Genomic DNA, 12619 nt, shown 5'->3' on the forward strand with positions numbered 1-12619 from the left:
CAATGCGACGAAATGTCTATTTTCTCTTGCTGCCTGGCGTGTTGTCACTAGATTTAACCGGCCCGGCTGAAACGCTACGGCTGGCAGGGGCGTTTAATCTTTGTTATATCAGCCCCTTGCCACAAGTGATGTCATCCACTGAGATGATGTTGGGCCAGTTGCAGCCGCTACCAGACAGCTTACCGGAAGGCAGTTTACTGGTAGTGCCGGGTGTGAGTGATTCACGCCACTATTTTGCGACCGAGACTGCAGCAATAGCTCGCCACTGGCTACAACAGCAGACAGTCGCGATTAAACAACAAAAAACGATTCTGGTTTGTGTCTGTTCCGGGGCGTTGTTGGCAGCGCAAGCCGGGCTATTGGATGGCTATCAATGCACCACTCATCATCATGTGCTTGAACGGTTGCGCCAACAAGCTCCGGCGGCCCAAACCAAAGAAAACCGTATTTTTGTTGAAGATCGCGGGGTCTATACCAGTGCGGGGATTACCGCCGGTATTGATCTCTCTTTGCATCTGATCAGCCGCTATTGCAGCCCGCAAACCGCGCTGGAAGTCGCGCGGGAGATGGTGGTTTATTTCCGCCGCTCGGGGGATGACCCGCAACTTTCGCCGTGGTTACGTTACCGCAACCATCTCCATCCGGCGGTACACCGAGCGCAGGATGTGATGTCCGCAGCCCCCCAAGAGGAGTGGTCGCTGCTTCAGGTTGCACAGAAAGCCCATGTTAGTAGCCGTCATTTAACCCGATTATTCCGCGAACATGTTGGGATCAGTGTGCGCGAATTTCACGAGCAATTACGGGTAGCCGTGGCTGAAGTCCGCCTGCAAGAGGGGCTTAATCTGGAGAAAGCAGCACTGGCGGCGGGTTTTTCCTCCGCCCGCCAGCTTCGACGCGCGCAACAGCGCGGCAGGCCACAGTTAACTGACTAATCGCCGCCGGTCAATGCGCTGTAATCCCATGGACAGTAAGGTGCTCAGTGCCAGTGCTAGCGCGAAGACATAGAAAATATCCAGCACCGGATAGTCTGTAAAATCATAATGATGGGTGCGGATAAAATGAATAATAAGCGCATGGAAACCGTAAATCGCCAGTGAATGCCCGGCCAGCCAACTCAACCAGGCAATAGGCTGATTCAGGCAATTTTTAAACCACACCAGCAGTGATACCGCCGCAACAAAAACCAACGGGCCGCAGTACATATAGAATGTATCCGCAAAGCTGCCATTGATTCGCGTCTGTTTCTCCGTTGAGATAGCAATGAATACCACACTCATAATGAACAACAATGCCGCGCCCCAACTGATACCCCGCCCCCGAGTATCGAGCATACCAATGGCCCGCCCCAGCAGCGCATACAATAAGTAATAGAAAGTATCGCCGTAGATATAGAGATTTATCGGCAATAAATGGAAGTCGCCAACGGTGTATTGACTGGTCTGTGGGTTAGCCACCACCGCCAACAACAGAATGACCACCGCCAGATAGCGGCCTGATACCGGTTTAACATTAATCAGCGGTGAAACCAGATAAACCACGATAATGGCGTAGAAAAACCATAAATGATAAAACACCGGTTTTTGCAGGATATTGTTCAGCGCCGCCCAACCATTGATGGGGGTCAGCGTCGAAATATAAATCAGCGCAATCAAACTGTAGAACAACAAGCATAGCCCTATGCGGGTAAAATGCTTTTTCTGCGCGCTTTTTTCACCAAAAAATAGATAACCGGAGATCATAAAGAACAAAGGCACGCAAGCTCGAGAGGCCGAATTCAGCAAGTTGGCAATGTCCCAATTCACTTCTCCTACCTGCGCACCACGGGTGACGTAATAAGTCGTGGCATGGATCATGACCACCATAATGCAGGCGACGGCGCGCAAGTTATCAATCCAGCCAATCTTATTGGTCATGCATACTCTCTATCACCTGTTTTTATACTTAAAAGCGCCTAGTTATTTAGGACGCCAATAATCAGGCTGCAAACAATAACGTAAATTCGGCTGATACCCAAAGTAAATGAAACGGCATCAAGCACGAAGGGTAATTGTTGCCATAACGTTATATTGACGGCAAAATAGCCGTCCTAACATGCTCTGACTGTACATCCTGCCTGAGCAGTTCCCTTTTTTATGTTTATTATTAATAGCTTAACTTATGCAAACTTCATTTTCACCCGCGACGCGCTTAGGTCGACGGGCGCTTTTATTTCCCCTGTGTTTGGTATTATTCGAATTTGCCACCTATATCGCCAACGATATGATTCAGCCCGGTATGCTGGCGGTGGTCGCCGATTTTAATGCCAGCGTTGAGTGGGTTCCGACTTCCATGACAGCTTATCTGGCTGGCGGGATGTTCTTGCAATGGCTGCTGGGGCCATTATCGGATCGCCGTGGGCGTCGCCCGGTGATGCTGGTTGGCGTCGCATTTTTTGTGGTGACGTGCCTTGCCATATTATTGGTCACGTCTATTGAACAGTTTATCGCCATGCGCTTCCTGCAAGGGATCGGCCTGTGCTTTATCGGTGCTGTCGGCTACGCCACTATTCAGGAATCATTTGAAGAAGCGGTCTGTATTAAAATCACCGCGCTGATGGCAAATGTGGCATTAATTGCCCCGCTACTCGGCCCCCTGGCTGGTGCCGCCTTGATACATGTCGCCCCGTGGCAATCCATGTTTGTGATATTTGCGGTGCTGGGTGCGATTTCATTTGCTGGATTATGGCGGGCAATGCCAGAAACCGCCTCGCGCAAAGGGGAAAAACTGTCGGTAGGGGCGATGTGGCACGATTATAAGCAAGTGCTCGCTAACCGCCGTTTCCTGTGCGGATCGCTGGCGTTGGGCTTTGCCAGCTTGCCTCTGCTGGCATGGATTGCGCAATCGCCGGTGATTCTGATCAGCGGTGAGAAATTATCGACGGTGGAATACGGCGTGTTGCAGGTGCCCATTTTCGGCGCACTGATTATCGGTAACCTAACACTGGCGAGACTGAGCGGCAAAAAAAGTATTCCGCAGCTTATCCGCTATGGCGCAGGCCCAATGATTATTGGCCTGATGATTGCCGCTGGCTCGACCCTCTATTCATCTCATGCTTATTTGTGGATGACGGCCGGGTTAAGTCTGTATGCCTTTGGTATTGGCCTGGCGAATGCTGGCTTGGTGCGCTTGACGCTGTTTGCCAGTGACATCAGTAAAGGCACAGTGTCGGCCGCCATGGGGATGATCAGTATGATGGTCTTCACCTTGGGGATTGAATTCGCCAAAGTGGCGTATCTGTGGGGCAACAGCGGAATCTTCAATCTGTTCAACTTAATCAGTGGGTTGCTGTGGCTAGGTTTGGTGATGATTTTTATCCGTCGCCAGCCAGATTCATTGGCTACAGAGTAATATTGCCGAGGCGTGTCACTTAATATCTGTTAAACAGACTTAATGCACGCCTCGCTCAGAAGCTCAATTCACAGCAGAAAACAGCCCCCTGTCGCGCAGGAAATGGTCATTACCCCGGCGGCGGGTAAACCCACTGCGGTCAAAGAATTCAAGGATTTGAATCGCCAGTTTGCGGCCAATGCCCAATTTGTCGCGGAAATCCGCTGCACTGGCACTGCCTTGACTGGCGTCCAGCTCACGAATTAAATCAGCAAACTGCTCAATACGTTGGCTCAGATAGTAGCGGTCAGGGACAATTGCCGTGATGTAGCCCAGTTGCGCGGCTTTGCGTAATAAGCTGCGCATCTCGCCTTCATCCATGACTAACTCTGTGGCTAAATCACGCACCCACCAGGGATCGTCAGAGAAATAGGGGGCAACCTGTTGCCATCGTGCTTGTTCTTGCTCGGTAAATCCTAATCCATGTTCGGGCAGGTGCAGCCAGCCGCGAGTATTCTTTAGCGCGCCCTGTGTCAGCAAATCATCAATCAAACGAAACACTAAAGTTTCATCCAGTGTCGGCAATGCCATGCGCCGCAAACGCGCCCGACCTAACCCTAACTGATCATTATGTTGCTGATGATAAAGGCATAAAACATGCAATAAGGTTTGTTGCGCTTGTTGGGCATGAGGGCTAGACAATGCAATATCACCGGCAATAACGCAGTCAGTACCGGTTAATAATGCAGCCATATCATGGCTACTCAGCTGGCGCGCCCAACTGAACTTACCCACAGAGAGCGGCCCTTGCGCCAAATGCAGCCCCAGCACTTCACTGTCTGACTTCGCCTGCGCTAACGCGGTTAACCACGCCAAAAATGCCGGTTGCCGCTTACCGCGTTTTGGCACCGCCAGGTGGATGACCCGTGCAGCACCCAAGGTCTTTTTCGCGGCGATATCCCGTAGGATCAGCCGATCATTCTCAGCCAGCCACAGAGGGGTATCCAGCAATATCTCAGCCAATATCCATTGGGGTTTATCGCCCTCCTGCTGAGAACTGTTAAGCAGTGAAAAGCGCCCGGTAATATGGCTGGCAGCATGATGCAAATGCAGCGGTTGCCAATGCTGTATCGGTTCATCGGCATCGACAATAACCAAAACCCGATCAACGGATTCTGGTGGCTGTTGCGCTAATAGCCAGTCGCCGCGATCGATTTGTTGTTTGCTAATATCGCCAGTGATATTCAGCGCAATGCGCTGCCCCGCTTGTGCTTGCTGCGTATCTTGGTTTTGAGCGTGGATGCCCCGAACCCGCACCGGACAATCGCTGCCAGTGAGCCATAGGGTATCGCCCACCGCGACTTTACCCGCTAACGCCGTCCCTGTGACCACTAAACCGGCACCTTTCACACTGAATGCGCGGTCAATCGCCAGCCTAAAACGCCGCTGTAGCCGGCTATTATTTTCATCTTGCTGATGACATTGCGCCAGATGCTCGCGCAATTCGCTGATACCGCGATCGGCTGTCGCTGCCGTGACAAACAGAGTGACTTGCTCTGCTGGCCAGCCTTGAGCTGACAGTTCAGCCATCACTTGCTGGCGGACTTGCTCAATCCGCTCGCCAGATGCTCGGTCAGCTTTAGTCAGTGCGACCGTCAATGTCGGGTGGCCCGTCAGCCGTAAAATCGCCAGATGCTCGCGAGTTTGCGCCATTACGCCATCATCACACGCCACCACCAGCAAAGCGTGATCAATGCCGCCCACGCCAGCCAACATATTGGCAAGAAATTTCTCATGTCCGGGAACATCAATAAACCCAATGATACTGTCATCCGGTTGTGGCCAATAGGCATAGCCCAAGTCAATGGTCATTCCGCGCTGCTTTTCTTCCGGCAAGCGGTCAGCATTGACCCCAGTAATCGCCTGTAAAAGCGTAGTTTTACCGTGGTCGACATGTCCCGCAGTTGCAATAATCATGGTGCCAGCTCCCTGAGCAACGCCGTTTCATCCTCCAAACAGCGCAAATCCAACCATAAACGCCCATCAGCGACGCGGCCAATGACGGGTTTAGCCAATCCACGCCAGCGTGCTGTGAGTGCTTCCAGCGCACTTCCACTGCCCTCTTTAGGCATAAATGTTACCGCCCAACTGGGTAAACGGTCTACAGGTAATGAACCACTGCCAATCTGCGACCAACATGGCTCAGCAGCCAGTGTAAAATCCGCACCATAGCTGCCATTGAGTGCAGCCAACACCCGCTGTGCGCTCTCGGCAATATTCTGCGCCGAGCGCGTCAGTAGCCGCAGGGTCGGTAATAACTCACTCAAGCGGTCGGGCTGCTGATAGAGACGTAAAGTAGCGTCCAGCGCCGCCAATGTCATTTTATCGGCCCGCAATACCCGCTTGAGCGGATGCTGCTGCAATTGCTCAATCCACTGTTTTTTACCGAGAATGATCCCCGCCTGTGGGCCTCCAAGCAGTTTATCACCCGAGAAAGTTACCAAATCGACACCCGCCGCGATCAATTGCTGTGGCATCGGTTCAGCCGGTAAGCCGTAGCGGGTCATATCCACCAGCGAACCGCTGCCCAGATCTGTCGCGGTCGGGATAGCAAATTCATGCCCCAAAGCCGCCAATTGTTGCTCCGTCACTGAGGCCGTAAAACCCTCAATGCTGTAATTGCTGGTGTGCACTTTCATCAGCAGGCCGGTGTGTTCATTAATAGCCTGGTGGTAATCTTTCAGGTGGGTGCGGTTGGTGGTGCCGACTTCAACCAGCTCACAACCGGCCTGACGCATCACATCCGGAATGCGAAAAGCACCGCCAATTTCGACCAACTCGCCACGAGAAACCACGACTTGCTTCCCAGCCACCATGACTGTCAGCATCAAAAACACCGCAGCAGCATTATTATTGACGATGCAGGCATCTTCCGCCCCGGTCAGTTCGCAGAGCAAATCGGCCACCGCGCGATCACGATGACCGCGAACGGCATTACTCAGAGAATATTCGAGGGTAACCGCGCCACGCATGGCGTCAGTCACCGCAGCAATAGCGGATTCCGCTAAAGGCGCTCGCCCTAAATTGGTGTGTAAAACCGTGCCGGAGAGGTTAAAAACGGGTTTCAATGCGGGTTGACGTTGATTTAATCGCTGACGTAAAGCCGCTGGCCAGTCTGCGCACCAATCAGCCAATGTATGGAATTGACCAATATATTCACGGGCCTCAGCCTGCATCAAACGCAGGGTTTCAGTTAACAGAGCTGCGCCATATTCGTCAAGCAAAGGGGCCATTTCTGACGACCGCAACAAGCTGTCTATGGCGGGTAACTGGCTGTAAAGATGATGGGATTCTGCGCTCATAGTCACTCAGCGGGGGTTATTAAATGCTACGGGAACTCATATTATATATGACTCACCGGGAAGTTGACTCCCCGGGGAACTTATTCACTCGCGACCCTATTGACTCGAAAAAAGTTATTCACCTGGAAACACGAACGGATTAATACTGCTGCGGGCAAAACCTTCACCTTCCATCTTGGCATCGAGAATCAGCGAGGCTAAATCGTCGGCAACTGCTTCGACCATCGGGTCTTTTTCTTGATATAAGATTTTCAGGTAAGTGCCACAATCGCCACAACTTTCTGCTTTCACAGCAGCCAATTCGCTGTCCAGCGACCAGTAGTTCAAATCACGAGTTTGCTCGCAATTACTGCATTTAATCCGCACCACATGCCACTCGCTCTCACACAAATTGCAGTGTAAATAACGCAAACCGCTGTGGGTGCCAATGTGTACCACACTGGAGACAGGAATACTGCCGCATACCGGGCAAAATTGGCGATGTTCACCATACTCAGCCCGCGCTTTACCGGGGATTTGGCTGGCCATTTGCGTCCAATACAAGGATAGCGCCGCCCAGATAAAGGGCGCTTTTTCGCTACCTACATTGGCAAATTCGCGGTTTAACAGCGCATCGGCGTCCAACTCCAGCTCATGTACCGATGCCTTATCCAGATTATCCAGCACCGCTGCAATAGGGTCGGGCGCATCAGGGCGTAGCTCGGCAATGAGCGCTGACAATAGCTTGCGCCAGTGGTCAGTACGGGGAAAAACGCTTAAATCCAGCGGCGGTTTACCACTGGCCGCGGATTGCGCCAACTCCGCTTGCATGTCCAACACCAGCGGGTGGTCATGCAGTGCTTTTTGCTGCGCCTGTGTAATTTTAGCCGCAAAATCCAGATAGTCCGCCAGCGGATTATCCAGCGCTAGCTGCTGCAAACGCTCGGTACGCCGGGTATACAGGCTTTTTAAATTCGCGAAAAGTAACGGCGGGATATTCCCCGCCGTCGTGCCTTTTTCGCTCTGTTTTCCTAATTGATCTTTAGGGACAATGCGAATACTCATCAGGGTTTCTCTTCCTGTTTGTTCTGAAGTTGCCTTTTGGCGTTAACTTCACGATACCAACGCGGATGGTGCTTTTTAGCCCATGCTGCCGGTACCCAACCTTCCACCATCGCGGTAATCGTGCCTTTCACCCACAGGGCGGCATAGATATGCACCATAATGACAATAATCAATCCTACCGCCGCCAGCGAATGCACCAGCAGCGCCAGGCGAATCAGTGGGATCGGGAAGGAGGGCGCAAAGTAAGGTCGCCAAATCACCACGCCACTGGCCAGCAATAACACCAGGCTGATAATAGCAGCCCAGAATACGCATTTCTGACCAAAATTATAGCGCCCCGTGTCACCCACTTCCTCATTCATGGCGATTTTATGGATATTTTTAGCCCACTCCAGGTCTTCCTTGTTGATCAAGTTATGTTTCCAGTAACGGAAAAACATGATCAGGAAGGCGGCGAACATAATCACCCCCGCGAAGGGGTGAAGGATGCGCGCCAACTGCGGCGTACCAAAAATATTCATCAGCCAGTTGAATGACGGGAAGAAGAACCCCAAACCACTGATGGCGGCCAACATAAAACAAAAGGCCACTATCCAGTGGTTGATTCGCTCCGGCGCACTGTAGCGCTGGATCCGCTTTTCTTTTTTCATTTCCGCGTCTCCCCGTCGTCTGAGTGTTCAGCGGTGGTTGGCTCAGGAGCCTTGGATGCCGTATCAGAAGGGGTGGAATCCGATTTATCGTCTTCGTCCTCCTCTTCCTCAACCCGGTTCGGGCCGACGCCCACATAATGGAAGATACTGGCGGCAAAGGTCGCAGCAAAGCCGATCGCCGCCAGTGGTTTCCAGATACCTTTCCAGAAAGTGACTGTCGGGCTGATGGTCGGGTTCTCCGGCAAGCCATGATAAAGCTGAGGTTTATCAGCATGATGTAGAACATACATCACGTGAGTGCCCCCAACACCCGCTGGGTCATATAACCCGGCGTTATCAAAGCCACGCGTTTTCAACTCACTAACCCGGCCTGCGGCCACTTCTTTCATCGCCTCTTTAGTACCAAAGTGAATCGCCCCGGTCGGGCAGGTTTTCACACAAGCCGGTTCCTGACCCACACCGACACGATCGACGCACAGAGTACATTTGTACACCCGGTTGTCGTCTTTATTCATGCGCGGCACGTCAAATGGGCAACCGGCGATACAGTAGCCACAGCCGATACAGTGTTCTGATTGGAAATCGACGATGCCATTCGCATACTGAATGATAGCGCCTTCTGACGGGCAGGCTTTCAAACAGCCCGGATCCGCGCAATGCATGCAGCCATCCTTACGGATCAGCCACTCCAGCTTGCCGCTCTCTTCGTCTTCAACTTCAGAGAAGCGCATCACCGTCCATGACTTGGCGGTCAAATCAGCGGGGTTGTCATACACCCCGACGTTATGACCCACTTCATCACGGATATCGTTCCATTCCGAACACGCCACCTGACAAGCTTTACAGCCGATACAGGTGGTGACGTCGATAAGCTTGGCCACCTCTTCCTGATGATTACGTGCCTGTGGCGGCGGCGTAAGGGAGTTGGTGCCGGAGCGCCGGATAATGTCTTGAGTTTGCAGTGACATAGGTTATCTCCGTTACACCTTTTCCACGTTGACCAGGAACGCCTTGAACTCTGGCGTTTGCGTATTAGCATCACCGACAAAGGGTGTCAGGGTATTGGCAATAAAGCCTTTTTTCGCTACCCCTTCATAACCCCAGTGGATCGGGATACCAATAGTGTCAACTTCTTGCCCATGAACATTCAGCGTGCGAATACGTTTGGTCACCACCGCCTTGGCTTTGATATAGCCGCGGTTGGAACTGACTTTCACGGTATCACCCTGCTTAATGCCTTTTTTCGCCGCCAGTTTCTCGCCAATCTCGATAAACTGTTCTGGCTGCGCGATAGCATTGAGCAGCGCATGCTTAGTCCAGTAATGGAAATGCTCGGTCAGACGATAAGTGGTACCGACATACGGGAACTGCTCATGAGAACCCATGGCAGCCAAATCGTCTTTAAAGACGCGTGCGGCTGGGTTGGATATCACATTCGGATGCAGTGGGTTGGTGCCCAGCGGCGTTTCGAACGGCTCATAATGTTCCGGGAACGGCCCTTCTGCCATTTTGTCGATGGCAAACAGACGGCCCATGCCCTCTGGCTGCATGATAAATGGCCCAACATCACTGCCCGGTGCGGCGGCGCTGTAATCGGGAATATCCACGCCCCCCCATTTAGCTCCATCCCATTCCAACAGCTGGCGTTTCGGATCCCAAGGTTTACCCTGTGGGTCAGCAGACGCGCGGTTGTATAGAATGCGGCGGTTAAGCGGCCATGCCCATGCCCAGCCCAAGGTATTGCCCAAACCGGATGGGTCAGCATTATCGCGCCGTGCCATTTGGTTACCGGCTGGAGTCCAGCTACCGGCAAAAATCCAACAACCACTGGCGGTGGTGCCGTCATCGCGCAAGTGAGCAAAGGTGCTGAGCTGCTCGCCTTTTTTGACCAGCACTTTGCCATCGGCATCGGTGATATCGGCCAGCGCTTTACCATTGCTTTCCTGTGCCACTTCTTCTGGCTCTGGATTATCTGGCGTCAGGTAATCCCAAGTCATATTGAGCACCTGTTCTGGCACTGCACCCCCTTCCCGGCGGTACATATCACGTAGACGACTAAAGATACCCGCCAAAATGGCACCGTCGTTCAATGCTTCGCCCGGTGAATCCGCACCTTTCCAGTGCCATTGCAGCCAGCGGCTAGAGTTAACGATGGAACCGTTTTCTTCAGCAAAACAACTGGATGGCAAGCGGAATACCTCGGTTTGAATTTTCGATGGATCGACATCGTTAAATTCACCGTGGTTTTGCCAGAAATTCGAGGTTTCCGTATTGAGCGGGTCAATCGTGATCAGGAACTTCAGTTTCGACAGTGAGGCCACTACTTTGTTTTTATTCGGGAATGAAGCAACTGGGTTAAAGCCCTGGCAAATATAGCCATTCACTTTGCCCTGCGACATCATCTCGAAATACTGCAATACGTCGTAGCCTTTATCCCACTTCGGTAACCAATCGTAGCCCCAGCCGTTCTCTTTCTGGGCGTTGTCACCGTAGAAACTTTTCATCAGGCTGACGAAGAATTTCGGGTAATTGCTCCAGTAGTTAACTTGGCCCGGCAACAGGGTTTTCGGCGTGTTGGCCTTCAGGTAAATATCAATATCCGGCTGTTTTTCTGACGGCAAGTTCAGGTAGCCCGGCAAGCTTTGCGACAGCAAGCCCAGGTCAGTTAAGCCCTGAATATTAGAGTGACCGCGCAAGGCGTTAATCCCGCCCCCTGCCATGCCCATATTGCCGAGCAACAACTGAATCATCGCCATAGTGCGGATGTTCTGCGCACCAACTGAGTGCTGTGTCCAGCCCAGCGCATACAGGAATGTGGCGGTTTTATTGGACACACTGGTTTCGGCGAGATATTCGCAAACCTGCAAGAAATCGGCTTTTGGCGTACCGCAAATGTTGGAGACCACATCCGGCGTGTAACGGCTGACGTGTTCTTTCAGCAAGTTCCACACACAGCGCGGATCTTGCAAGGTGACGTCGCGTTTCGCAAAGCCGTTTTCATCCAACTGGTAATTCCAGCTGGTTTTATCGTATTTGCGGTTTTCGGCGTCATAACCACTGAACAAACCATCGTCGAAAGTATAGTCTTCCCGCACCAGCAAGCTGGCGTTGGTATAAGCTTCGACATATTCGCGATTAATTTTGTTGTTGGTCATCAGATACAACAACACGCCGGACAGGAACGCGATATCGCTACCGGATCGGATCGGCGTATAGAAGTCCGCCACCGAAGCAGTACGAGTAAAGCGCGGGTCTATCACCAGCAGCTTGGCATTGTTGTGGATTTTGGCTTCCATCGCCCAGCGGAACCCCACCGGATGCGCTTCTGCCGCATTACCGCCCATGACGATAATTAAGTCTGCGTTCTTGATGTCAACCCAGTGGTTGGTCATCGCACCGCGACCAAATGTTGGAGCAAGACTTGCTACCGTTGGTCCGTGTCAGACACGTGCTTGGTTGTCTACGGCAAGCATGCCGAGAGCGCGACTAAATTTCTGGGTCAAATAACCCGTTTCATTACTGGATGCCGAAGCACACAACATACCGGTACTCAGCCAACGGTTGACGGTCACACCCGCATCGTTGGTCTTAATGAAATTAGCATCCCGGTCTTCTTTCATCAGCTTGGCAATGCGGTCAAATGCATCATTCCAAGTGATTCGCTGCCATTTATCTGAACCTGGCGCGCGATATTCTGGGTATTTCAAGCGGCTTTCACTGTGAATGAAATCCACCAGCCCCGCACCTTTAGGGCACAGTGCACCACGGTTTACCGGATGATCTGGGTCCCCTTCAATGTGGAAAATACTCTCTTTGGCGTTTTTAGCACCATCGCCGAGGCTATACATCAAAAGCCCGCAACCGACGGAGCAATATGTGCAGGTATTCCGCGTTTCACGGGCGCGCAGCAACTTATAATTGCGCGTTTCCGCTAGCGCCACTGACGGCGTAAAGCCGAGTGCCGCGACCGTGGTTCCTGCCATACCGCCAGCGCAGATCTTAAAGAACTGCCTTCTGCTGACCTGCATGGGTCTCTCCTTCATTCATTGTCACATTGTATGAATTTAAAATTCAGTTCGCGCTTCCCTCAACAAAACCAGAAGCGCTAAAATCGCTAAAGCGATATCACCTTTATCGGTGTGGGATACATTCCTATTGAAATGGAATCATACCCATACCATTCTTAATGTGAATGTT

The 12619-nt window shown here is 52.1% G+C and carries 9 protein-coding genes; 2 read left to right on the forward strand and 7 right to left on the reverse strand.

Annotated elements, in window-relative coordinates; all coding sequences use genetic code 11:
- Positions 1-2 precede the first annotated feature (2 nt).
- Complete coding sequence (locus DX162_RS06425) at positions 3-932, forward strand: GlxA family transcriptional regulator (protein ID WP_032820083.1); 930 nt, start codon at positions 3-5, stop codon at positions 930-932.
- Here the strand turns inward: DX162_RS06425 and DX162_RS06430 are convergent.
- A complete protein-coding gene (locus tag DX162_RS06430) occupies positions 921-1913 on the reverse strand; it encodes an acyltransferase (protein WP_004391149.1) in 993 nt (330 codons plus the stop codon). The genes DX162_RS06425 and DX162_RS06430 overlap by 12 nt on opposite strands.
- A gap of 244 nt (positions 1914-2157) precedes the next feature.
- On the opposite strand from DX162_RS06430, the gene DX162_RS06435 reads away from it, so the two are divergent.
- A complete protein-coding gene (locus DX162_RS06435) occupies positions 2158-3387 on the forward strand; it encodes an MFS transporter (protein ID WP_004391148.1) in 1230 nt (409 codons plus the stop codon).
- A gap of 63 nt (positions 3388-3450) precedes the next feature.
- Here DX162_RS06435 and selB read toward each other — a convergent pair whose 3' ends face one another.
- From selB to fdnG, 6 genes are all read right to left on the reverse strand, one after another.
- The gene (selB, locus tag DX162_RS06440; protein WP_032820082.1) at positions 3451-5343 is read right to left on the reverse strand and encodes a selenocysteine-specific translation elongation factor; all 1893 of its coding nucleotides are present in this window, start codon (positions 5341-5343) and stop codon (positions 3451-3453) included.
- A complete protein-coding gene (gene selA / locus DX162_RS06445) occupies positions 5340-6728 on the reverse strand; it encodes an L-seryl-tRNA(Sec) selenium transferase (protein ID WP_004391146.1) in 1389 nt (462 codons plus the stop codon). The genes selB and selA overlap by 4 nt, the downstream gene beginning before the upstream one ends.
- Positions 6729-6842: 114 nt before the next feature.
- Positions 6843-7772, reverse strand: coding sequence for a formate dehydrogenase accessory protein FdhE (gene fdhE, locus DX162_RS06450; protein WP_004391145.1), 930 nt, complete (start codon positions 7770-7772; stop codon positions 6843-6845).
- Positions 7772-8422, reverse strand: coding sequence for a formate dehydrogenase cytochrome b556 subunit (fdoI, locus tag DX162_RS06455; protein ID WP_032820081.1), 651 nt, complete (start codon positions 8420-8422; stop codon positions 7772-7774). Before fdoI ends, fdhE begins: the two co-directional genes overlap by 1 nt.
- Positions 8419-9390 carry a formate dehydrogenase subunit beta gene (fdxH, locus tag DX162_RS06460; protein WP_004391144.1) on the reverse strand — a complete coding sequence of 324 codons (972 nt, stop codon included), beginning with the start codon at positions 9388-9390 and terminating at the stop codon, positions 8419-8421. The genes fdoI and fdxH overlap by 4 nt, the downstream gene beginning before the upstream one ends.
- Before the next feature lie 12 nt (positions 9391-9402).
- A complete protein-coding gene (gene fdnG / locus DX162_RS06465; protein ID WP_115155848.1) occupies positions 9403-12450 on the reverse strand; it encodes a formate dehydrogenase-N subunit alpha in 3048 nt (1015 codons plus the stop codon).
- Between the last annotated feature and the right edge of the window lie 169 nt (positions 12451-12619).

It is taken from the genome of Yersinia kristensenii, from assembly GCF_900460525.1.
Taxonomy (GTDB): Bacteria; Pseudomonadota; Gammaproteobacteria; order Enterobacterales; family Enterobacteriaceae; genus Yersinia; species Yersinia kristensenii.